This is a genomic window from Vulcaniibacterium thermophilum (assembly GCF_007923255.1).
Lineage (GTDB): Bacteria > Pseudomonadota > Gammaproteobacteria > Xanthomonadales > Xanthomonadaceae > Lysobacter_F > Lysobacter_F thermophilum.
Window position 1 is genome coordinate 50,546 of the sequence record NZ_VOHJ01000006.1, and the last position, 22,919, is coordinate 73,464.

General features: G+C 67.8%; 22 protein-coding genes and 2 tRNA genes. 2 read left to right on the forward strand and 22 right to left on the reverse strand.

Translation table 11 applies throughout. From position 1 onward, the window contains the following. Positions 1-7: 7 nt before the first annotated feature. Genes FQY64_RS04115 through FQY64_RS04130 form a run of 4 tightly spaced genes read right to left on the reverse strand, consistent with a single transcriptional unit; the run spans position 8 to position 2,926 of the window. A complete protein-coding gene (locus FQY64_RS04115) occupies positions 8-970 on the reverse strand; it encodes a TIGR03885 family FMN-dependent LLM class oxidoreductase (protein WP_146472444.1) in 963 nt (320 codons plus the stop codon). 10 nt (positions 971-980) lie between these two features. Next, positions 981-1,352 carry a sensory rhodopsin transducer gene (locus FQY64_RS04120; protein ID WP_146472445.1) on the reverse strand — a complete coding sequence of 124 codons (372 nt, stop codon included), beginning with the start codon at positions 1,350-1,352 and terminating at the stop codon, positions 981-983. Then, positions 1,349-2,545, reverse strand: a complete 1,197-nt coding sequence (locus FQY64_RS04125) for a D-arabinono-1,4-lactone oxidase (protein ID WP_146472446.1) — start codon at positions 2,543-2,545, stop codon at positions 1,349-1,351. Before FQY64_RS04125 ends, FQY64_RS04120 begins: the two co-directional genes overlap by 4 nt. A gap of 3 nt (positions 2,546-2,548) precedes the next feature. Further along, positions 2,549-2,926: a sensory rhodopsin transducer gene (locus tag FQY64_RS04130; protein WP_146472447.1), complete on the reverse strand. Its 378-nt coding sequence runs from the start codon at positions 2,924-2,926 to the stop codon at positions 2,549-2,551. A gap of 357 nt (positions 2,927-3,283) precedes the next feature. Here FQY64_RS04130 and thiD point away from each other — a divergent pair, with 357 nt between their 5' ends. Further along, positions 3,284-4,093 (forward strand): bifunctional hydroxymethylpyrimidine kinase/phosphomethylpyrimidine kinase, encoded by an 810-nt coding sequence (gene thiD, locus FQY64_RS04135; RefSeq protein ID WP_146472448.1) that lies wholly within the window; start codon positions 3,284-3,286, stop codon positions 4,091-4,093. Next, positions 4,086-4,970, forward strand: coding sequence for an alpha/beta hydrolase family protein (locus FQY64_RS04140; RefSeq protein WP_146472449.1), 885 nt, complete (start codon positions 4,086-4,088; stop codon positions 4,968-4,970). Before thiD ends, FQY64_RS04140 begins: the two co-directional genes overlap by 8 nt. A gap of 625 nt (positions 4,971-5,595) precedes the next feature. Here the strand turns inward: FQY64_RS04140 and FQY64_RS04145 are convergent. From FQY64_RS04145 to FQY64_RS04225, 18 genes are all read right to left on the reverse strand, one after another. Then, positions 5,596-6,735: a TrbL/VirB6 family protein gene (locus FQY64_RS04145; protein ID WP_146472450.1), complete on the reverse strand. Its 1,140-nt coding sequence runs from the start codon at positions 6,733-6,735 to the stop codon at positions 5,596-5,598. Positions 6,736-6,763: 28 nt separating this feature from the next. After that, positions 6,764-7,579, reverse strand: coding sequence for a hypothetical protein (locus FQY64_RS04150; protein WP_146472451.1), 816 nt, complete (start codon positions 7,577-7,579; stop codon positions 6,764-6,766). A gap of 12 nt (positions 7,580-7,591) precedes the next feature. After that, positions 7,592-10,048: a VirB4 family type IV secretion/conjugal transfer ATPase gene (locus FQY64_RS04155; RefSeq protein ID WP_146472452.1), complete on the reverse strand. Its 2,457-nt coding sequence runs from the start codon at positions 10,046-10,048 to the stop codon at positions 7,592-7,594. A 64-nt stretch (positions 10,049-10,112) separates the two neighbouring features. Further along, positions 10,113-10,421: a VirB3 family type IV secretion system protein gene (locus tag FQY64_RS04160; protein ID WP_146472453.1), complete on the reverse strand. Its 309-nt coding sequence runs from the start codon at positions 10,419-10,421 to the stop codon at positions 10,113-10,115. Continuing rightward, positions 10,414-10,779, reverse strand: coding sequence for a TrbC/VirB2 family protein (locus FQY64_RS04165; protein WP_146472454.1), 366 nt, complete (start codon positions 10,777-10,779; stop codon positions 10,414-10,416). Before FQY64_RS04165 ends, FQY64_RS04160 begins: the two co-directional genes overlap by 8 nt. 30 nt (positions 10,780-10,809) lie before the next feature. After that, positions 10,810-11,571 carry a lytic transglycosylase domain-containing protein gene (locus FQY64_RS15235; protein ID WP_186760851.1) on the reverse strand — a complete coding sequence of 254 codons (762 nt, stop codon included), beginning with the start codon at positions 11,569-11,571 and terminating at the stop codon, positions 10,810-10,812. A gap of 23 nt (positions 11,572-11,594) precedes the next feature. Further along, on the reverse strand, positions 11,595-12,632 hold the full coding sequence (virB11, locus tag FQY64_RS04175) for a P-type DNA transfer ATPase VirB11 (protein ID WP_146472456.1): 1,038 nt from the start codon (positions 12,630-12,632) through the stop codon (positions 11,595-11,597). Between the two features lie 8 nt (positions 12,633-12,640). Next, entirely contained in the window at positions 12,641-13,885 is a 1,245-nt protein-coding gene (locus FQY64_RS04180; protein ID WP_146472498.1) for a TrbI/VirB10 family protein, read from the reverse strand. 11 nt (positions 13,886-13,896) lie between these two features. Further along, positions 13,897-14,652, reverse strand: a complete 756-nt coding sequence (locus FQY64_RS04185; protein WP_146472457.1) for a TrbG/VirB9 family P-type conjugative transfer protein — start codon at positions 14,650-14,652, stop codon at positions 13,897-13,899. Continuing rightward, positions 14,652-15,641 carry a VirB8 family type IV secretion system protein gene (locus FQY64_RS04190; RefSeq protein WP_146472458.1) on the reverse strand — a complete coding sequence of 330 codons (990 nt, stop codon included), beginning with the start codon at positions 15,639-15,641 and terminating at the stop codon, positions 14,652-14,654. Before FQY64_RS04190 ends, FQY64_RS04185 begins: the two co-directional genes overlap by 1 nt. Positions 15,642-15,654: 13 nt before the next feature. After that, on the reverse strand, positions 15,655-15,993 hold the full coding sequence (locus tag FQY64_RS04195; protein WP_229814917.1) for a TcpQ domain-containing protein: 339 nt from the start codon (positions 15,991-15,993) through the stop codon (positions 15,655-15,657). A gap of 608 nt (positions 15,994-16,601) precedes the next feature. Further along, a complete protein-coding gene (locus FQY64_RS04200) occupies positions 16,602-18,233 on the reverse strand; it encodes a type IV secretory system conjugative DNA transfer family protein (RefSeq protein WP_229814921.1) in 1,632 nt (543 codons plus the stop codon). An 80-nt stretch (positions 18,234-18,313) separates the two neighbouring features. Next, positions 18,314-18,550 (reverse strand): hypothetical protein, encoded by a 237-nt coding sequence (locus tag FQY64_RS15020; protein ID WP_229814918.1) that lies wholly within the window; start codon positions 18,548-18,550, stop codon positions 18,314-18,316. A gap of 139 nt (positions 18,551-18,689) precedes the next feature. Continuing rightward, a tRNA-Arg gene (locus tag FQY64_RS04205) sits at positions 18,690-18,766 on the reverse strand. Between the two features lie 92 nt (positions 18,767-18,858). Beyond that, positions 18,859-18,951: transfer RNA gene (locus tag FQY64_RS04210), tRNA-Ser, on the reverse strand. 66 nt (positions 18,952-19,017) lie between these two features. Beyond that, positions 19,018-19,218, reverse strand: a complete 201-nt coding sequence (gene csrA / locus FQY64_RS04215) for a carbon storage regulator CsrA (protein ID WP_146472459.1) — start codon at positions 19,216-19,218, stop codon at positions 19,018-19,020. Positions 19,219-19,359: 141 nt separating this feature from the next. Then, a complete protein-coding gene (gene alaS / locus FQY64_RS04220) occupies positions 19,360-22,008 on the reverse strand; it encodes an alanine--tRNA ligase (RefSeq protein ID WP_146472460.1) in 2,649 nt (882 codons plus the stop codon). Positions 22,009-22,388: 380 nt separating this feature from the next. After that, positions 22,389-22,901, reverse strand: coding sequence for a regulatory protein RecX (locus FQY64_RS04225; protein ID WP_146472461.1), 513 nt, complete (start codon positions 22,899-22,901; stop codon positions 22,389-22,391). Positions 22,902-22,919 lie beyond the last annotated feature (18 nt).

Sequence of the window (22,919 nt, forward strand, 5' to 3'; positions counted from 1 at the left end):
GGCGCGCTCAGCCGGAACGCAACGCCGGCAGCACGCGTTCGCCGAAGGCGTCGATGAATGCTTCCTGCGCGGGATGCACGTTGTGCAACAGCAGCTGGTCGAATCCCAGCTCGAGGTCTTCCTGCAGCCACGCCAGATGGCGCTGCACGTCGGCGGAGACGCGCACGGCCCGGCGCACGTCCTCCGGCCGCACGAAGGCGGCGGCGGCCTCGAAGTCGGCCGGCGTGCGCAGCTCCTCGGACAGCGCGCCTTCGAACACGTTCGTGCGCCACTGCCGGTGCGCGCCGGCGAGCGCGTCTTCCTCGCTGGCGGCGTACGCCAGCTTGACCTGCAGGCGCACCGGCTTGTCGCCGGCGCTTTCGCGGAAGGCGTCGAGCACGGCGCACAGCTTGTCGCGCGGCATCGAGATGGTGATCAGGCCGTCGGCCCAGCCCCCTACCCAGCGCGCGGTCTCCGGGCTCAGCGCGGCGGCGAAGATCGGCGGCGCCTGCTCCGGGCGCGTGTAGAGGCGCGCTCTCTCGACCGTGATCGAACCGCGATGGGTGACCTCCTCGCCGCGCCAGAGCGCGCGCATCACCTGCACCGCCTCGAACAGGCGGCGGTTCCGCAGATCCTTGGCCGGCCAGGTCTCGCCGGTGATCGTCTCGTTGAGCGCCTCGCCGCTGCCGGCCGCGATCCAGAACCGCCCTTCGAACATCTGCGCCAGGGTCGCCGCCGCCTGCGCGATCACCGCCGGGTGGTAGCGGCCCACCGGCGCGTTGACCACGCCGAACGGCAGCGCCGTGGTCGCCATTGCGGCCCCGAGCCAGGACCAGGCATGGCCGCTCTGGCCCTGCTCGCCGCTCCACGGATGGAAGTGGTCGGAGCACATCGCGGCGTCGAAGCCCGCCTGCTCGGCGCGGCGCACCCAACGCAGGAGATCGCGCGGGGGGAACTGTTCGTGCGAGGCGTGGTAACCGATCGACGGCATGCCCGGCTCCTCATGCGGGAAAGGCGGTGGTCAGCAGGCCGGCATTGCACCGTGCCCGCGTGTCCTGGCGCGTGAACTGCGCGACCACGGGGCGATCGCTTTCGATCAGCAGCCCGTAGGGCACGTCCAGACGCACCGCTTCGGGAAAGATCAGGTCGTTGATGCGCAGCCGCCGCAGCCTTCGCGCGGCCACGCCGATGCGGAACGGTCCGACCGGCTCGCGGCGGGCGTAGAACACGGTGACGCGCACGTTGGCGAGCGCATCGCCGGCATTCAGCAGGCTCAGCTCGTCGCGGCTGGTGAACTCGGGCTCCGGCCCCGTCGAGGCCGATGGGATGCATCCGGCCGGGATCGCCCAGCGGCAGCGGCCGATCGCGCTCATGCCGCCACCCCCAGTAGGCGCCGCAACTGCGGCGTCAGGAAGGTACCGTCGGGGTCGAACTGCGCGCGCACGTCCTGGAAGTGCATCCAGCGCGGGTACAGCGCCGCAAGACGCTCACCGCGCAGCGAATGCTTCTTCGCCCAATGCGGCCGCCCGGCGTGATCGCGGAAGATCGGCTCGATGTCGGCGAAGAACGCGCGCCACGGCAGCGACGCGTTCTGGTGCAGCGAGACCGTCACCGTGTCGCGGCCGGAGGCGGTGCTGAGGTCGGCGTCGTCGGCCGCCACCGTGCGATAGAGCACGCGCCAGCCGACCACGCGACGCCAACGCGCCAGGATGCGCTCGCGCACGGCACGGAAGCAGGCGACGCCGGCGTCGGCCGGCATCGCGTACTCGCATTCCTCGAACAGGTGCGGCAGGCCGCTGTGGGTCGGAATGAGCTGGTGCGCGTAACCGCCGCGGCGTTCCAGCAGGCGCGCGTACGGCAGATCGCGCGTGCCGCCGCCGACCGGGTTGACCAGCCGCAGCTTGACATCGTCGCGCCGCGGGTACCAGTAGAAGTCGAAGCTGTAGTTGTGCGCGGCGAGTTCGTCCAGATGCGCGAGCGCGGCGTCGGTGCTGGTCGCGTACTCGCGCCGCTCGACGTCGAACGCCGGGACCAGCGCCAGGCGCAGCTCGGTGAAGATGCCCAAGGCGCCGAGCGCCACGCGCGCGGCGCGCAGGCGCTCGACGTCGGTGGCATCGATCTCGCGCACCTGCCCGCGCCCGTCCACCAGGCGCGCGCCGATCAGCATCTGCGAGAGGTTGTGCAGCCGGCGCCCGCTGCCGTGCGTGCCGGTGCCGATCGCGCCGCCGATCGTCTGGGTGGCGACGTCGCCGTAGTTCGGCAGCGCGAGGTCATGCTCGTAAAGCAGGCGGCCGAGCTCCTCCAACGTCGTCCCGGGAAGCACACGCGCCTCGCAGCGCGTGCGATCCGCCTCGATCACGCCGGACAGGCGCTCGAGCGTCACCAGCACGTCGGGACCGACCAGGATGCCGTTCGACGAGTGCCCGCTGCCCACCACCCGGACGCTCCGGCCCTGCGCGTTCGCCTCGCGCACCACGACCGCGATCTCGTCCTCGCTGTGCGCCCGGACGCGACGCGCCGGAGAGAAGCGAACGCTGCCCGACCAGTTGCGCCACGCCTCGCCCATCGGTCAATCGCACGGGAACGCGATCGTCGTCATCAGCGCGTTCTCGGCCTGACGCGAATCGAGCCGGGTGTGCTGCACCACGATCGGCACGTCGCTCTCGATCACGCTCGCGTAGGGCGTATCGCGCGGGATCGGCTCCGGATCCTTCAGTTCGTTGAAGCGCAGATGCCGGGTCCTTCTCGCCTGCACGTTGACGGTGTAGGGGCCGGCCGGCTCGCGATCCTCGAAATAGACCATCAGGCGCACCAGCGCGTCGCGGTCGCCGGTGTTGAGGATGCAGCAGGTCTCGTGGCTTTCCAGTTCCGGCTTGGGCCCGGTGCTGCGGCCGGGAATGTACCCCTCGGCGATGGCCCAGCGCCTGCGTCCGAGCGGCTCGGTCATGCGTACCTCCTGCGGCGGTCGTCCGCCTCGACACTAGGCGCGCGCACGCGAATGCGCCGTGAGCCCGCGCGTGGGTGCGGCGCCGCTGCCGAGCGCACGGTCGTGCCGCGCCGCCGGAATCGCGGCCGGCGATGTCCGGCCATCCCCCGGCGTGGGGTTCACGTTCGCGCGTTCCGCAGGCGCTGTCGCGAAGCGGCGCGGCGGTCGCTTCGCGCCTGCGGCGTCCGCCCCTCGCTGCGGACGGGGCGGGCCGCGGGGGATCCCGGCGTCGTCCCGACGAGGCGCGGAAAGGAGCCACGATCCTCACGGCCGGCGCAGCTTCGGCACAATGACGCCCTCCCACTGCGACGCCGTCCGATGACGCCCTCCGACTTCCCATGCGCGCTCACCATCGCCGGCTCCGACTCCGGCGGCGGCGCGGGCATCCAGGCCGATCTGAAGACCTTCGCCGCGCACGGCGTCCACGGCCTGAGCGCGATCGCGGCGCTGACCGCCCAGCACACGCGCGCCGTGAACGCGGTGCACGTGCCCGATGCGCGCTTCCTGCGCGCGCAGATCGACGCGTGTTTCGACGACTTCGCGATCGGCGCGGTGAAGCTGGGCATGCTCGCCACCGCCGGGATCATCCACGCGGTCGCCGACGCGCTCGAACATCACCGCCCGCCGGCGCTGGTACTCGATCCCGTGATGGTCGCGACCTCCGGCGCTCGCCTGCTCGAAACCGAGGCGCTCGAGGCCCTGCGGCACCGGCTGCTGCCGATGGCGACCGTGGTCACGCCGAACCTGCCCGAAGCGTCGCTGCTGCTGGGACGCGAGATCCGCAGCGTGGCGGCGATGCACGAGGCGGTTTCGGCGCTGCGCGGACTCGGCGCGCACGCGGTGCTGCTGAAGGGCGGCCATCTGGACGAGGGCGAGGAGGTCGTCGATCTGATCGGCGTCGATGCGACCGTGCGCGAAATCCGGCATCGCCGGCTGGCGGTGCGGGCGCACGGCACCGGCTGCACGCTCGCCTCGGCGGTCGCGGCGCAACTGTGCCGGGGCCGCACGCTGATCGAGGCCTGCCGCCTCGCAGGCGACTACGTGCACCGCGGGTTGCTGTCGGGCTATCGACCTGGACGCAGCGACGTGCTGGTGCTCGACCACTTCGGGGCGGCGCCCGATGCGTGAGCATGCGCCCGCGCCGCTGGAGCTGGAGGCGAACGCAGGCCCGCATCGCTGGCGTCTCATCGCCCGCGTCCCCGCCTCACCCGCAGGCGCGCTGTTCTGGCTGCCCGCATTGGGCGTCGCCGCCCGCCATTACCTGCCCTTCGCCGATGCCCTCGCCACCCGCGGCATCGCCGTGTTCGTGCACGAGTGGCGTGGGCTCGGTACCAGCAACCTGCGTGCCGGCCGCCAGTGCGACTGGGGATATCCGGCAGTGCTGCTGGAGGACATTCCGGCGTCGCTGCAGGCGATCGAGCGTGCCGGCTTCGCACTCTCGCATCTGGGCGGGCACAGTCTCGGTGGGCAACTGGCCTGCTGCACGCTCGCGCTGTGGCATGCCGGCCGAACGAGCCCACAGGCGCCGCCTCACGGGCTATGGCTGGTCGCGAGCGGCGCGCCCTACTGGCGCGCTTTCCCGCCGCCGCTGCGTTACGGTCTGCCGCTCGCCTACCGCTTCCTCCCCTGGCTTGCCCAACGCGTCGGCGCGCTGCCCGGCCGCCTGCTGGCCTTCGGCGGCAACGAAGCGCGGACGCTGATCCGCGACTGGGCACGCACCGGCCTCAGCGGCCGCTACGCCGCCGAAGGCATCCCCGACGATCTCGAGGCCGGCATGGCCCCGCTGTCCCCGCACGTGGTCGGCATCGTCCTGCGCCGCGACCGGCTGGCACCACGCTCCTCGCTCGACTACCTGCTCGACAAGCTCCCGCGCGCGCGGCGCACGATCGTCGAGCTGGACGGCGATACGCTCGGCACGCGAGCGGATCACTTCGCGTGGATGAAGCGGCCCGATGCGGTCGTCGACGGTCTGTTGTCGGCGCGCGCGGCGCCGGCGCTCGCCTGAGCACCGCGACATGCCGCCCGGTTGGCGACGGAAGCGGATACGGCGCTGTTCGCCTGTCCGCCCGAGGCTCCCCATCCGCATGCGGATCACCGGAAGGGCGGCTCGCCTCGGATCGGCTTCGCAGTCGCCGGCCGATCCAGCTCATGGCCTGCAACCGCTGCCGCGACAACGGGCAGCAGATGGCAGTCAGCACGCGCCGTGACGCTCCGCGGCGCGGCCGCCGCTTCCGGACAGGCGCCTGTCGCCCTCGCGCAGCCTCAGATACCTGGGCGCGGGCCGGACGAGGGGTCGGGGTGAGGGCGTACGCCGCAGGGGCATGGCTTCGTCGCATCGCGGCGGGACCAGTCCCGCCCTACGCCGCTGTAGAGACGCGTGACAGGCAGGCGCCTCATGACGCTCGCGCCCCCGCCCCGAACCGGTCCGCGTGCCGCACACGGAACGCACGCAGCGCCCAGCCGGTCAGCCATCCGCGTGGTGAAGAGAGCGCATCGCTCCGCCCTTTTCGACAACAGCCTCGCTAAAGACAGTCTTCACCATCCGCTGCGCTTCGCTTGGCAGGTTCCGAACGAGCGCCGCCCACCCGGTGGACGTGCCCGCCCCACTGGCGCGTAAATGCGCCTCATCGCTATCCACGCTCGCGTCCCGTAAGGGGGGTGCTTGCCGGCGGCGGCTTTACCGTGTCCTCAGCACCGGGACGGAGACCCGCGGCCGGCATGAGGATGCGCTCGGAGGGCCTGACCTCTCCGCGATCCACCGCATGGGCTCCAGTCGCGGAATAGCCGCGGAAGTTCGGCTCGCCAGGCCTTGACCCGACACTGCCATTGGCGGAACCAAACTGAGAATAGGGAGTGAACTGACCGAGCGTGCCCTGGAAAAAGCTGGCGGCCATCGGCGGGGCGGTAATGATCAGGACGGTCAAGATCAATCCCAGCCCCCCCTGCTGCAGCGCCAGACTGTTGATGCCTTCGGGGTTCGCGCCAAGAAACTTACCGGTCCAGAACATGATCGACACAGCCAGCACCGCATCAAGCGCGATCGTCACCATCACACTCAGGACCGCCAACGAAAAGAGCGTCCCTACCGCGTACCACAACCAGCGATGGAACAGTTGCTTGGTCTGCTCGAACAACAGGCACAAAACGAAGAAGGGGCCAAGCCCGACCACCAGAGCCATGGCGATCTTGTTCAACAGCAGCAACGCGCCTCCCGTGATGGCTGGCCCCGCGATGCCAATACCGGTGAACCACATATTGCGGTCCTTCTCCTGTTGAACTGCTTCGCTTCCTCCCGTGTGGAGCGAATCGATGCTGCTGAGTGCCAACTGCATGTACCCAAGGCTTCGATCGATCTTCTTTTCCGTGTCGTCATCATCGCCGCTGACGACTTCGGCGATCTCCTCCTTCAGTCCCTCGGTGAGATATTCGGAAATGCTGTTTCCCGCGATCGAGAAAGTGGTTGCCGCCGTCACGATGAGCATCGCCCTCAAGGAATGAGTGACGAACTGCATCATCGAGTCGCGACTTTGCCCGCTGACGATGCGGTAGCCCTGGATCATGATCCACAACGTCATGGCCGACAGCGCAACCCCGCCAACCCAGGTCATGGTTCGCGCCAACAGGTTTTCCTGGAACTCCTTCAGCTCATCGCTGATGAACGAGACCAGCTCGTGGAAGAACATGAGTTGGGATGCGTCGCTCAGCAACCCGGCTTTCGCCGGAAGCATCGACGAAAGGCCACCCAACGACGCAAGCAGATTCTGCTCCATAGGAAAGCTCACCTGAGTGATGCCCTGATCAACGTTCTCTCCTCCGCGCCTTTTGCAGCGCCATCCTCAGCGTGGCGCCCTGCGCAACCGTACCGAGCACGGCCTTCTTGCCGCGCATGGCGGCCTGCGCAAGCCGCTGCTGCTCCTGATTCAGCAGGTCCAGGTAGGCGTCGTACGCTGCCATGGATGCCTGCCAGAACTGGAGGTCCTGCTGCAGCCGGCCGACAAAACGGTTGACGTCGTTGTTGCTGCCCTCGATGTTGCCTTGGGTGTTACTCAACAGCCGCCGGGCCTCGATCAACCTCCACTCGGCCTCCACCTTCTGAAGGTGTTTCAGGATCTTGATGGTCTCGTTGAACTTCTTGTTCCGGGTGACCACGATCTGCCGACAGACGTTGACCTGCTGCGGACCGATCTCGCCATCGAGATCCGCCTTGAGCCAGCTCAACGCAATCGATGCGAGCGACCCGCCCTGCGGATCGCAATCCTCGATGCCGTAGGTCTCGTCACGCTCCTCGAGCAGGACGCCCTTGCCATGCATCTGCCCGACGAAGGCTTGCAGTGCGAACAGCTGCTGCCTCATATGCTGGTACGTCTGCACCCAGCGTCGCGCCTGCTGGGCATACTCGGCGTAGTCCTGGTATCGCTGCTGGTACGTGTTGAGCTGATTGAGGATGCTTTGAAACAGATTCGGCCCGATCTCGATGACACTCATGGTGTACGCCCGCGGCGCGGTGACCCATAGTCCGAGCGCAGTGGCCAGCAGAAGCGCACCCAGCTTCCGTCGCCGAACCGGCACGCCCGCTCGGGCGTGGACTGCTTCCCTACAGCCAAGGTTTTTCATGATGTCCTCCTTTCAGTCGTTCCGGGCCAATGTGGCCGTTGCGGGCTGCAGGCCCTTGCCGGAGCCTTTGCGATTCCGATAGAACTCGCTGAGCCACTGCTCGGGGCGCAGTTCATCGGACGTGGTGCCCAGTGCGCGCGCTTGCTGTTCCAGAACCCGATGCATGATCTCGATGTTGTCGGTCGACGCCGAGATGACCGCCAGATAGTCGTCGAGGCCGCGCAGGTTGAGCTGGCAGACCGTGGAGCCGTGGCCCTGTTTGACCAGGAAGCAACGCGAGCGCTCGTCGAGGTTCTTCACTACCTGGTATTCCGCCTCCGTGAGCTTCAGGCCGTCGACGTAGTCGTCGCGGCTGGCATTCGGGTTCGGAAGCAGGATCATCGTGGCCGTCTGTTCGACCAGCGCCGCGGCGATGTCGCTACGCAGCGCATCCTCCGGGCTTTGGGTGGCGAAGATGCCCAGACCGTTCTGCTTGCGGATGGTCTTCTGCTTGTTCTTGGCGAACTCCTTCAACCCGCCGCCGCCGTCGAGAATCTTCCAGAACTCGTCCATGACGTAGATCAGCGGGCGCCCGTCGATCAGCTCCTCCAGACGGTGCAGGAGGTAATTGATGACCGGCACTCGGACCTCGGGGTTGTCGATCACATCCGTATAGTCGAAGCCGATGATCGGCGCGCGTTCGAGATCGATCGTGTCGACCGGGTTGTCGAACACCCAGCCGAGCGAATTGCCCGCCGTCCACTTGCGCAGCCGCGAGAAAAGCCCGTCGTCGCCCATGTTGGGCAGGCTTTTCTGGAAGTTGGTCATGCTGCGCAGATGCATCGGCGTGTCGAGAATGCTCTCGACCGCGCGGAAGATGTCCTCCTCCTCCCGCGCGGTATAGACCGTCTTGCCGGCCAACACCTTGATCAGGTCCGCGAGGAACTGGACGTTCGCCTCGTTACGCTCGCACTGGAACGGGTTGAAGCCGGTCGGTCTGCCGTTCTCCAGCGCCAGATAGTTGCCGCCGCAGGCGCGGACGAAGATCTCGGCGCCGCGGTCCTTGTCGAAGAAGAAGATCGTGGGCACCGGCGTGAGCTTCTGCGCCTGACTGAGCAGGAAGTTGATCAGCGCGGTCTTGCCGGTGCCCGACTTGCCGATCACCATCGTGTTGCCGATCGCCTTCTCGCCCAGCGAGTCCTCGGCCGGATGGGTGGCATGGAAGTTGAAGTAGTACGGCTGACCGTTCGGGGTCTGCAGCGTGGTGATGCACTCGCCCCACGGATTGCGGTCCTTCTTTCCGGTGGCGAAGTTGTGCAGCGGGCACAGACCGAGGAAGTTGAGCGAACTTACATTCGCCAACCGCGTCCGATAGCGCCAATTGCCCGGCAATTGCGCGTAGAACGATGAGGCGACGGCGAGATCTTCCTTGGTCGAGACGAACCCGGCGTTCGATAGTTCCGCCCGTGCGGCGGCGACGTGCCGGGCGAGCTTCTCCTGGGCGTCCGCGTACACCGCGAGGGTGCAGTGGTACTCGCCGAGCACGAAGTTGCCGGAGGCGAGTTGGTCCATCGCGTGATCGAGCTCGGCGATCTGGCTGACGGCCTTGTCGCCGGACGAGATCATCATGCCTTTGGTGCGATCCAGCACCTTGAGCGCATCCTGGCGACCCATGGGGCTGAACGAGTGCGTGAGGACGTACTCGAAATCGAGATACTTCAGGCCGTTGAGGATGCCGGGGTAAGTGCCGTCCGGATACTCCTTGAGGTTGAGCATCGCCCCGAAATGGTTGGTGCCGTTCGGGGTCCGGATGACGAAGTCGCCGGTCTTGGCGGAGAACAGATGGCGGCTCACCGGCAGATAGCCGTACACCGGCGCATCCAGCACCGGGACCGGCTCGTCCACGCGATTGATGACATAGCCGAAGAACTCCAGCGTCTCCGAAAAGACGATGCCGTTCTCCGCCTCGTACATGCCGAGCCGGCATGGGGCGTAGTCGCGAAGCACCGCCTCCACGTTTCCGGCAAGTTCCATCACCTTGGCGATGGCCTCGTCCTGCTGGGTCTTCAGCACGCCGAGATCGGACGAGCGCTCGACGAAGCCTTTGCCGGTCACCACCGGACGATAGATCAGCGTCAGATACAGCTCGTTCTGCATCAGCTTCTGTTCCGACAGCGATGCGAAGTAGGCGTCGGACAGCGCCTGGTTGAATGGCTGCTCGAAGTGGCTGCGCACCTTCAGCCGCTGGCGGCGCCGCACGTCGTGCACCCAGAAGGCGACGTTGACGAAATCCGGCGCACGCAGCGTCTGCAGCAGGCGGTTGAACGTCTGGTGGCGATGCTCGATGTCCCATTCCTCGCGGCCCACGAACGGCAGCCCTTCCAACCTCCAGACGAGCAGGAAGTCCCCACCGCGGGTCTTCACGACCGATGGCGAGACATGGGTGGAAAGCGGGACGAAGTCGCTGATGGGCGTGTCGGGGGTGAACATCGGTGTGGCCTGGAAAAGTGCGCCGGCCGCGGCGTCCTTGCGTGCGGCCGGCGCGAAACGCGTGTCAGTTCCGGCGCGCGGGACGCTGCCGGTACTCGTTCGGCGAGAACACCCACATGCCTCCATGCAGCCCGAGGTTGCGCACCCGCGCCCGGAACTGCCAGCGCAGGCCGAGCAACCGGAAGATCATCTCGTCGCGCCGTGCCATCTGACGCATGACGAAGATCACCACCGGAATCAGGCCGAGGAAGAACAGGTTGATGTAGAAGGCCAGCAGCAGGCAGCCTCCGGCACCGAAGAAGAACGGCACGTACGGCACGCCGAGGAACATCGCCGGCCGCGTGCAGCCCCGGAACATGACGTCCTTACGCATGCAGCAGCGGCAGAACCGTGGTCAGCATCGCCGTGCAGTCCTGCGCCTCGTCGCCGATCAGCATCTTCGCGATCTGGCCGGCCGCGCCGATCAGCAGGCCGCCGATCAGGATCGGCGCCACGTCGGCGATGCGCTTGTGCGCGAACGCGATTTGATAGCCGGCGAAGATGATCGCGATCGTGACGATCGCGATCGACGCCATGTTGAGCAGACTGTTGATGTTGCCGAGGAAGCCGCAGACCTTCTCGTCGGTTCCGGCCAGCGCCTGCGCGAACGCCGTGACCGACACGAGGGCGGCGGTGAGACCAACGCCCGCCTGGGCGATGCAGCGGGTGACGATGGAGCGATGGGTCTTCATGGCTTCTCCTTGCGTTGGGAGTGGTGGGACTCAGAAAACGAAGGCTTCGTCCGTTGCGGCCGCCTCTGACGCGGCGCGAGGCGTCGACGGAGCGGAAGCCGACGTGGAAACTGCCTGTCCGGCCGCGACCAGTGTGGTGGGCATCGCCACGCCGACCGGCGCGACCGGTGGCGCGCTTGCCGGAGCAGCGGTCATGTCGCGCCGCGGCGACGTCTGGCCGGCATCCGGCACCGACGGCTCGACGCGGGTCACCGCCTCGAGGCGGCTTGGCGGACGTGCGAGTGGATAGCGCGAGACGGGGACGACACGACGGTCCACCCGACCGACCACCCGGATCGGCTCGTGCTGCGCGTCCACGGGCAAGCCACTGCGCTCGCGCATGGACGCATAGATCTTCTGGACGTAGCCGTGGCGGAAACCGGTGACGAAGTTGCCCGAGTAGTAGCAGCTGAAGGCCTTGCCCCAGTCGCCCTTCGAGCGGCCATAGCACTCTGCGAGGATGCGCGAACCCGCCTGCAGGTTCGGACAGGGTTCGAACGCCCTGGTGTACGAGTCGAGGCCGTACTTGTCGAGGTTGTAGCGGTTCACCTGCGCCAGGCCGAGGGAGAAGTTGTAGCCCTTCTGTTCCAGCATGCGCACGGTCGCCAGCGCCTCGTTGAGGTTCCGCGGCTGCCGGACGAGATGCCCGCCCACCACGCCGATCGCGTAGGGGTTGAAGGAGGACTCGACACGGACCACGTGCTGCATGACCTCGCGCGGAACCGCCAGATCCGGACAGGCCATCAGCTCCATTCCAGGCAGCATGCGCGTGCTCCTCAGGCGTCGAGCGTGCGCAGGGGATCGAAATCGATCCCGGTGATGTAGCGACGGCCGGCATGGGCCTTGATGTGCACGACGATATCGATCGTCAGCATCAGCAAGCGCTTGATCACCGCGAACTCGAGCCCCGCGCCTTCGTGCGAAGCCTTCACCATCAGCGCGAGCTGGTCCCAGGTCTGCGCGGTGCTGCCGGCGTGGCAACTGGTGATCGAGCCTGGGTGACCCGACGCGCAATTGCGGATGAAGTAGAAGGACTCGTCGCCGCGCAGCTCGGCGAGGATGATCCGGTCCGGCTTCATGCGCAGGCAGGCCTCCATGCAGCTCTTCGCGGTGACGTTGCTCGCGCTTTGTCCGCCTTTCGAGTACAGCAGGTGGACGACGTTGGGCTGCGGGATGAACAGCTCGCGCGCATCCTCGATCGTGATCAGCCGTTCGTCGTGCGGGATGTGGTGCACGAGCGCCTTCATGAACGTCGTCTTGCCGCTTCCGGTGGCGCCGGAGACCACGATGTTCTTCCGGTACTGCACCGCCTTGCGGAAGAATCCGCCGTAGTCGCGCGCCTTGCGCAGATCCAGCAGCTCGCGGTCGTGATCGCTCAGCTCCTGCCGCTGTTCGAGGATCTCGTCGAAGAAGCCGTCCTGCTGGTACTGCTCCAGCGTCCGGGTCTGGCGGGCGGGCAGACGGATGGTGATCGAGACCGATCCGGCCTCGCAGGCGGGCGGGATCACGAACTGCGCGCGCTGGCCGGTGGGAAACGTCAGCGACACCACCGGATCGACGTCCGTGATCCGCTGCCCGGTGCGGCTCTCGTTGACGACGGCGGTGCAGAACTGGCGCGCGCGCTCGAACGTGAGCGTCGGCACCTCGATCCGTTGCCAACCCTGGCGCGTCTCGATGTACAGCTCGCCAGGCCGGTTCACGCAGATTTCGGTGACGTCCGGCGACTCCATGAACTGACGGATGCCCAGCACCTCGTACTGGTACGCCAGGAAGTCGCCGGAAACGTGCGCGAGCGGTGCGTCGTCGAGCGGCATGGGTCGCCTCAGCGGGACAGCACGGCGGAGAAGTCCACATCGCGCGCGACGTAGACGTTGACCATCGTGCCGTGGTTGATGGTGACGGTCGCCGGGCGGTTCGCCGCGCGGTTGAGGGCCTGGTGCGCGAGACGTTCGACCGTGTGCGCGGTGTTGCTTTCGAACGGGCGCGAGACGACGACGCCGCCGCTGGTCACCTCCGTGGTGCTCGGTCCTTCCTCGGCAGCCGCGTACTTGAACGCGTCGCTGATCAGGCTGATCAGCAGCGCGGCGCTGATGCGGCTTCCCCAGTGCGCGCTGTAATGGCCCGGATGGCCTGCGCCGCCGAGGTTGTCGATGCCCGGACTGGCCATCGTCACGTCGATGCCGTTCGGGGTGAGCACGCGATCCCACATCACCGCCACGCGCGGGCCGTTCGGCTCGCCTTCGTAGCGGCCGAGCACCTTCGAGCCTTTCGGCAGCAGCAGCCGGCGGCCGTTGATGGAATACACCGGCTCGGTGACGACGCAGGAGGTGTAGCCGGGCACGTCGGTGACGATGCGGGTTTCGAGGATGCAGCGGATGTAGGTTCCGCGCGCGAGCAGCGCGTCGGGATTCTGGATCGCCTGCGCGCTGGTCCTCGGCTCGGCCTGCGGCGCCGGCTGGGGGCTGCCGCCCTGCGCGGCTTGCAGGCTCGCCTGCATCGCCTTGATGTACAGCTCGCTGGTGGGATCCTGCGGCGCGTCGGCGCCATCGGCCGGGCCCATCGCACCGATCCGGCGTTCGAGCAGCGACGGCGGCATCGGCGCGGGCGAAGGCGGCTCGTCCGCCGGCGCGAACGGATCGTCGGTGGGCGGCAGCGGCGGCAGTTCCGGCTGCTGCGCCAGCGCGATCGGATCCGCAGCCGCCGCCGGCTGCGCACCGGCAGTGGGCGGCAACGGGGCCGTCGGCGCCTGGAGCTCGGGCACCACCACAGCTTCCTCGCGCGGCTTCTTGGCCTCCTCGTCGGAGGTGCCGGCCGCCTTCAGTACCAGGAAGCCCATCACGCCGATCAGGCCGAGAATGCCGGCCAGGAACGCGAGCGCCTTGCGGTTGAGACGCTGCGCGTCGGTGGTGCGAAGCACCGGCGCGCCGGCATCGAGATCGGGAACCGCAGTACCGGCGCCGCCCGTCTGGCCGCCAGCCGGCCCATGGGCGCTGTAGTACGGGTTGTCGGCGAACGCCGCCTGCGATGCGCCGTCCTGGCGCGGGTCATGCTGGGGGCCGGAGCCCATCTGGTTCGGGTTCACTTGTGCGTCTTCCTGCGCAGACCGACCACGTTGTCGCCGTGGCGGATCACCAAGTAGGGGTACGTGCCGTGGACGATGATGGTGTTGTTCTCGACCGTCGTATTGACCACGAAGTCCTCGCCGTCCTTGCGATGGCGCGCGAACACGGCCGGGAAATTGCCGGTCGGGAACACGGTCAGATCCGCCATCCGCACGTAGGTGAACTTGCCGTCGTCGTAGACGTTCACCGGGATCAGCCACTTCTGCTTCGTGCGTGTGGCGTACTCGTAGTCGAAGTGGTAGGGCCGATCCTTGGCGATCGCCGTGCTGACTTCGGTCTCGTCCTTGACTTCGGCGACGGCGTCCGGGTCGACCGGATATTTGAACGCGATCTTGTAATGCACACCGGCCTGCTTGGCCTGATCCAACGCGCGCCAGTCGGTCGCGACCACCTTCAGCTCGAAGATGTAGGAGCGCCTTTCCGTGCGCACCAGCATGTTGGTGTCGACGTCGACATTCTTCGGCTTCAGATAGAAGACGTTGTCGCGCCGCGTCAGTTCCCAGCCATTGCTGAAGCCGGTGCTGTAGTCCAGCACCTTGTCGTTCGCGTCCAGCTCGATCTGGGTCGTGAGCCCCAGGCCCGTTCGCACCGGGTAGATGCGGTTGGTTTCGTACTCGTACTCCTGGATCACCTGCGCGGGGGCCGGCGCGGCCCAGACGGCGACAGCCGCGCACAGCAGGCCGGGGAGAATGCGGTCGCTCCAGCGGGACATCAGTGTTGCGCTCCATTTTGGGTCGCGGGTGCCACCGGGGCGGCGGCGCCTGCGGACGGGGATGAGGTCGTCGGCGCCGGTGCGGACGGCGAAACCGCGCCGGCCACCGTCGCACCCGGCGCACCGGGTGCTGCGCCGACCTGCAAGGCCGCAGCATCGGCCGCGGCACCGCCGATAACCGGCGCGGCACCCGGGGCTGCAGGCAGCACGGGCATCTGCGCGCCGGTCTGCACCGGCACGGTCGCTTCGAGCGGCGGCGCAGCCGAATAGTCGTTGTCGACCCGGTAGCTGGTGACGCGGAAGCCGAGCGGATTGGCGATCCGCTGCTCCTCGCTCATCTTCAGATTGCTCTTGTAGGTGAAGGTCAGCGTGGCGATCTTGCTGTCGAGCGGCCGGGTGGTTCCGGAGCTCTTGTCGTACAGGCTGCGCTGGAAGCGCACGGTCGCGCCGGTCGGGCGGGTCTTCTTGCCGTCGCCTCCCAGCAGCGTGATGCTGAGGATCTTCACGCGGATGGCCTTGCCCGGGCCGTACAGATGGAACGGCGCCTGCGGATTGCGGTCGTTGTGCAGCCCGAGGTATTCCGACGCCACTTCCGGCTCGGACATGGTGTTCACCAGCACCCAGTCGCGCAGCACCTGCTGTTCGAGGTCCCACGATTCGCGGGCGATGACGAAATGCGCGACGTTGCTGCGGTTGATCGCCTCCGCGGCGGTGATGTCGTGGGTGGAGAAATCCCCGCGCAGGCGCGCGACCGTCGCGGTGCCGGTGTAGGCATCCGCCATCACCAGGTACGGCACCCGCTCCTTCAGCGGCAGCAGCACGATGTACCCGGCACCGAGCATGAGCGCCATCGCGAGCGCGCCGACGGCGACCCACCATGCGCGGCGCTCGCTCCGGCGTGCCATGTCGGCAAGCGTCAGTTCGAAGTTCACCGCCTTGGCGACGGCGCCCTCCACCTGCGGGGTCGCGGCCTTCTTCCCGAATCGCATGCGAGCCCCCGCGTCAGTGCGAGGCGGCCGACTGGCCGCCGGCGGCGACCTCGCCGGAGTCTGCGGTCGCCGCCCGCACGACGATCCGGTTGCCCTGCAGTTCCACGGTCACCCCCTGCGCGGCGTAGGCCTGCGTGAGTTGCGCCGCGGCCTCGCGCACGTCGGTGGTGCGGACCTGCGAGGCCGCGCGGTGCAACGTGTAGTCGTAGGCATGCTCGTAAGCGAGCACGAGCCTGGCATCGCCGGCCCATCGCGCCAGCATCGACTTCAGCGTGCCGTCGGTCGGCGACGCCTGGAACACGTAGGCGCTGTGCAGCGGAATCGCCTGCGGCGTCTCGGCGAACTGATTCACCGGCTTCCAACGCCCGCGCACGCCCGGTGCATCGGGCGTCGCGCAGGCGAGCAAAACAAGGCAAAGCGTCGCGAGCGACGCCACGCGGAACATGCGGACGGTACCCACCTTCCAACCCCTGGCAATACGAAAGACGCGCGCACGCCGAACGCGTGCACGGACGGTCGCGTCGGGCCGGACGGCCCCGACGATCGAGCGAAGCGACTGGGAAACGGCCACCGGGCGGGCGGCCTGCAGAGGATCAGCGGCGGACCCGACGCGTGCGGCGTCGTGCGCTGTCCCGTTCCTTTCGAGATTTCTCCCCGACATGCGAAATCCATTCCGGGCGGGGCATCCGATGCACCGCCACCAACAAGCCCTGTTTCCTTCGTACCCTGCCCTTTCAGGTCAGCCGACCGGGCAGGCTCCCCAACTCAACAATGCCACATTGTGCGAATTTTTTGCACTTGCCGCAATCGTCTCGTGACCATCCGCACCCGGGAATGACGCACGGCGTCCAGTCTCCAGGGGCACCGGCGTCGCCGACCGTGAGGACTGTACGCGACCGCGTGCGACGCGCCCATGGGACGACGCCGGTCCCGGCACTCGGATTCTTCCGACGGACCTGCTCAGACTTCGAGCCGCGGCACCCCAACCTGCGGCAGCAGGCGCGATGTGAAGCGCTTCTCGCGGTAGTAGCGGATCTTCTCGCACATCACCGGATGCGGAATCCCTTCGTAAACGAAGACTTCCTTGTCGGGGCCCATCGCCTTGAGCTCCTGCGGCAGCATCAGCGCGCGCCGTTCCTCGGACTCGCTACGCGAATACTCGCGCCCGCGCGTGACGTTCTGCCGCCGCACCGTGGTGTAGCCCAGCATCTCGGAGTAGTCGTTGGCGTCCTGCTGCTCGCGCGGCGCGTACAGGATCTGCAGCGCGTGGTTGGTGACCAGCGTGCGCGCCACCTCCTTGCCGTACACCGCGTCCAGTTGCGCCATGCTCTGGATGATCGGCAGCAGTCGCAGGTTGTAGCCGGCCATGTAGGCGACCGCCTTGGCCAGGATGTCCACGCGACCGATCGAGGTGAACTCGTCCATCAGCAGCAGGCATTGGTGCCTGAGCGCCGGATTCTGCTGCGGCAGCTCCCTGGTGTTGAGATTGATCAGTTGGCTGAAGAACAGGTTCACGATCAGCCGGCTCTCGGCCAGCTTGTTGGGCTGGATGCCGAGGTAGATCGTCATCCGCTTGCGGCGCACGTCGGTCAGCAGGAAGTCGTCGGCGCTGGTGGCCGCATCCAGCACCGGGTTGATCCACGCGTTCAGGGGCTCCCTGAAGGTGCCGAGGATCGACGCGAAGGTTTCGTCGGCCTGCGAGAGCAGGTTGGAGAACGCGGTGCGGCAGTGGGTGCTGAGGAACGGCCGCTGCGCCAGCTTCTGCAGGTAACCCTTCAGATCGCTGCCGTCGCCGGAGGACAACCGGTAGATCGCCCCCAGGCTGGGCGCGCCGCTGCCGGGAAAGCCGTGCCGGCGCTCGTCGTCTTGGTTCTCGAACAGGTACAGCGCGAACGCCATGAACGCGTTGCGCGCCTGGCTGACCCAGAACTTCTGCTCGTCGGGTCCGTCGGGATAGAGCATCGCCGCGATGCTCATCAGATCCGAGATGCGGAACGCCGGGTCGCTCGAGACGTAGGTGAGCGGATTCCAGCGGTGCGTGCGGCGATCCTCGGCGAACGGATTGAAGAGGTAGACCTCGTGCCCTTGACTGGCGCGCCAGCCGCTGGTGAGCGCGAAGTTCTCCTGCTTGATGTCGAGCACGACGACCGAGTCGCGATACTCGAGGAGGTTGGGGATGACGACGCCGACGCCCTTTCCCGACCGGGTCGGCGCGGCGAGGATCGCGAACTGCTGTCCGTCCAGCTTCGCGAGCCTCCCGCCGACCTTGCCGACCACGATGCCGTTCGGCGAATCGTTGAAGAAGCCGTGGCGCGCGAGATCCGATGCGGTCGCGAAACGCGCCTGGCCGTGCAGCGCCCGCGGCTGCGGCTTGAGCATGAGCGCCACCAGCCCGAGGTACGCAAGCCCCGGTACGCCGAAGCCGATCCATCCGCCGAGCCGGATCGAGCCGGCATGCGGGCGATAGCGCGGGTCATCGAGCACCCGCAGGTAATCGAGGTAGGTCCCCCACTGCAGAAGACCGGTGTCGAGCTTCAGCAGCAGCAACGTGACGTAGCCCGACAGATACAGCCCGGCGGCGAGCGCCAGCACTGCGGTGGCTCCCGCGAACGCGAACTTCGCTCCCTTCTTCACTGCCTTCCCTGCTCCCCTTCCCCTGTTCCTTGCGAGATTCAGCGACGCAGCGGCCGCTCCCGCGCGCGCCGCGTCGGCGGCGTCTGCTCCTGTTCGATGCGCAGGTCGAGCCAGATGCGGGCGGCGTCGAAACTCACGGTCTCGTGCAGCCTCTCGCCGCTGGCGGTGACGATCGCGAAGCGCGGCAGCGCGCCGGGCCGGTCTCCGTCGCCTGCGCGGCATTGCACCACGCGATACGGGCCTCGGCTGTACAGCGGCGGGCTCTCGTGTTCCATCACGCTCGTTATTCCTTTGGGCATCGATCAGCCGCAACAGGATGACCGCCGCCCGAGCTCGACGTCAATCGCGTTGCTGCGTGCGTTGCGCCTGCCGGAAAGAACAAGGGCCGGCAATCGCTTGCCGGCCCCTGGATGATGGCGCGCCCGGAGAGATTCGAACTCCCGACCACCAAGTTCGTAGCCTGGTGCTCTATCCAGCTGAGCTACGGGCGCGAAGGCGGAGAAGTATGACGAGTCGAGAACGATCCGTCAATTGTCTGCTGAAGCAATCGCGAGCGCTGCATGGGCGGTGGCTCGCGTACGACTGGCGGAGAGTGAGGGATTCGAACCCTCGATACGGCTTTTGACCGTATACTCCCTTAGCAGGGGAGCCCCTTCGGCCTCTCGGGCAACTCTCCGATGTAACACGCGCTCAGCGGGTGCGAAGCATACCGGCTGCCCCACCCGCATCGCAAACGCCGCGCTCAGCCCGCGGCGTTCTTGTTCGGATCCGCGGGCGGTTCGCCGCGCTGGATGCGCTGATAGATTTCCTCGCGATGCACCGCCACGTCCTTCGGCGCGGTGATGCCGATTCGTACCTGGTTGCCCTTGACGCCGAGCACGGTGACGGTCACCGAGTCGCCGATCATGAGGGTTTCGCCGACGCGGCGCGTCAGGATAAGCATGTCAAACCTCCTCGTGCCGGCATTCGTCAGCCGGCGTGCACATCATGCGCTCGGCATGACGGATCGATATGGCCAAAACGTCACGTGGCCGCCGTCCAATCGACACCCCGGGGACGGCACAACGGACCACGTCCAGAGTTCTCACGCGATTTTCGCACTTACCCAGGCAGGGACGCCAGCCAAGGCCTGAACGAGCGCGGGGCCGTCGTCGCCACCGCCTTGGGCCATGTCCGGTCGTCCGCCCCCCTTGCCGTTGATCTGACTGGCGACATGCGCCAGCAGTTCCCCGGCCTTGACCTGCTGCACGGCGCGGCCATGCACGCCGGCGACGAGCGCGGCCTTGCCGTCGCGCGCACCGGCCAGTACGACGACGACATCGCCGAGCTGTTGCTTGAGGCGGTCCATCGCATCCCGCAATGCCTTGGCATCGAATCCCTCCAGCCGCGCGGCCACGACCTTGATGCCGGCGACGTCGACCGCCGAAGCCGCAAGATCGCTGGTGGCGCCCGACGCGGCCTTCGCCTTCAGCGATTCCAGCTCGCGTTCGAGCCGCTTCTGCCGATCCAGCAGCGCGCGCAAGCGGTCGGCGACATCGGACGGATGACCGCCAAGCAGACGCGCCGCCTCTTCCAACGCACGCTCCTGCGCTTCCACGAAATCGAGCGCGTGCTGTCCCGTCACCGCCTCGATACGGCGCACGCCGGCGGACACGCCGCTTTCCGACACGATCTTGAACAGGCCGATGTCGCCAGTGCGTGATACGTGCGTGCCGCCGCAGAGTTCGGTCGACGCTTCGCCCAGACGCAGAACGCGCACGCGTTCGCCGTACTTTTCGCCGAACAGCGCCAACGCGCCGAACTCGAGCGCCTCCTGCATTCCCATGTGGTGGATCTCGGCCGCATGGTTGCGGCGGATCTCGGCGTTGACGCGGCGTTCGATCTCCTCGAGCTGCTCGCCGGTCACCGGCTGGAAGTGGCTGAAGTCGAAGCGCAGCCGCTCAGGCGTCACCAGCGAGCCCTTCTGCACGACGTGCGAGCCGAGCACGGCACGCAGCGCGGCATGCAGCAGGTGGGTGGCCGAGTGGTTGAGAACGGTGGCCGCGCGGCGCGCCTCGTCGATCGCGGCGTGCAGGCGCTCGCCGCGACGGAGCGTGCCTTCGACCAGACGGCCCACATGGCCATGGAACTGGCCGGCGAACTTCTGCGTGTCGCGCACTTCGAAACGCAGCGCGCCGGTGGACAGCATGCCGGTGTCGCCCACCTGCCCGCCGCCTTCGGCGTAGAACGGCGTGCGATCGAGGAACACCACCGCGTCGTCGCCCGCCGCGATCGCATCGACCGGGCGACCGTCGCGCAGCAGCGCGACGACTTCCACGTCGTCCTCGATGTGACGCTCGTAGCCGAGGAAATGCGTGGGCGGCAGTTGTGCGGCGAGTTCCGCCGGCAGCGTGGTGGCGCTGGCGAACTTGCCCGCGGCGCGCGCGCGTTCGCGCTGCTCGGTCATCAGCCGCTCGTAGTCGTCGAGCGCGCCGTCGCCGAGCGCGGCGCCTTTTTCGCGCAGGATGTCGACGATGAGATCCGGTGGGCAGCCGTAGGTGTCGTGCAACTGGAACAACTGTTCGCCATCGATCCGCCCGCCGCCGGCCTGCAGATAGCCTTCGAGCCGCTGCATGCCGGAGTCGAGCGTCTGCGCGAACGCGGCTTCCTCGGCCTTCAGCGCGCGCTCGACGAGCTCGCGCTTGGCCGCGAGCTCCGGATACGCCTCGCCCATCACTTCGACCAGCGGCGCGACCATGCGCCAGAACGCGCCTTCGCCCTGGAGCGCGCCGAGCTTCCAGATGTGGCGGACGGCGCGCCGCACGATGCGGCGGAGCACGTAGCCGCGACCTTCGTTCGAAGGCAGCACGCCGTCGACGATCAGGAAGCTGCAGGCGCGGATGTGATCGGCGATCACGCGCAGCGACTTGTTGTGCAGGTCCTGTGCGCCGGTGATCTGCGCGGCGGCCCGGATCAGGTGCTGGAACAGGTCGATCTCGTAGTTGCTGTGCACGTGCTGCAGCACGGCGGCGATGCGCTCCAGGCCCATGCCGGTGTCCACGCACGGCGCCGGCAGCGGCACCAGCGTGCCGTCGACCTGACGGTCGAACTGCATGAAGACGTTGTTCCAGATCTCGATGAAGCGATCGCCGTCTTCATCGGGCGAGCCGGGAGGACCGCCGGGGATCTCCGGACCGTGGTCGTAGAAGATCTCGGTGCACGGACCGCACGGGCCGGTGTCGGCCATCTGCCAGAAGTTGTCGGAGGCGAACGGCGCGCCCTTGTTGTCGCCGATGCGGATGATCTTCTCGGCCGGCAGACCGACGACCTTGTGCCAGATGTCGTAGGCCTCGTCGTCGGTATGGTAGATGGTGACCAGCAGCCGCTCCGGCGGCAGCTTCCACACCTCGGTGAGCAGCTCCCAGGCCCAGATGATGGCGTCCTTCTTGAAGTAGTCGCCGAAGCTGAAGTTGCCCAGCATCTCGAAGAAGGTGTGGTGGCGCGCGGTGTAGCCGACCTGATCGAGGTCGTTGTGCTTGCCGCCGGCGCGCACGCAGCGCTGCGAGGACACCGCGCGCGTGTAGCTGCGCTTCTCCGCGCCAAGGAACACGTCCTTGAACTGGACCATGCCCGCGTTGGTGAACAGCAGCGTGGGATCGTTCGCCGGAATCAGCGGCGACGACGGCACCACGGCATGGCCCTTGCCGCGAAAGAACTCCAGGAAGTCGCGACGGATGTCGTTGACGGTTTTCATTCGCTCGGTATCGGTTCGGACCGGGCACGCGCACGGCCCCGGGGCCCTCTGGAATCGGGGCGCCGGGCCGGTCGGACAACGGCCGGAAAGTCGGTAAGCGTATCAGGATGCGCTGCGCCGCGGACAGGCGGGAAGTCGGCCGGTGCCTGTGCGGGTCATGTCGTCCGTGGCGCCAGGCACGCCGGCGCGCCTGCCCCGGGCAGCCTGGAACCACGTGGGGAGCGCGGAGCGGGCAGCCCCCTGATGCGACGTCGGGGTCTTGCCGCCTCCGCAGGGCGGGCGCCTTGGACCCAGGGGGAGGTGGGCGGGAGCGCGAAGGGGGAGCCGACGCGCTGCACGGGTGCGGCCTCGCCGCGGAGCGGAGTTCCTGCCTGCCGCGCTCAGGCGTCCGGGTCGCCCTCGCCGTCGTACGCGGCACTGCGGAACGCCACGTCGCGCGGGAAACCGCGACGCAGCAGCAATTCGGCGCCCTTGCGACGGGCCGCGTCGTCGGCTGGCCCCGCCGGGCCGAAGCGTCGGCGGATAAGGTCGCGGGCGAGCCGGTTCCAGTCGCCGTCGAAAGCGTCCAGCGCGGCGGCGATGGCGTCGCGATCGAGGCCGTGGGCCGCAAGTTCGGCGCGGATGCGGACCGGCCCGTACCCGGCCGCGGCGCGGCTGCGGACCAGGCTTTCGGCGAAGCGGGCGTCGTCCTGCCAGCCGGCCTGCGCCAGGCGCTCGACCGCGGCCTCGGCATCCGCACGGTCGTGGCCGCGGGCGGTGAGCTTCAGTTGCAGCTCGCGCCGGGAATGCTCACGGCGCACCAGCAGCCCGAGCGCCTGCTGGGTGGCGCTGGGCGGCGTACGGCGCCGGGACCGCGGGCTGCGGCCAGGTGGGTCGTCGGACGGATCGGACATCGGGGTCGGCCTCCGGGT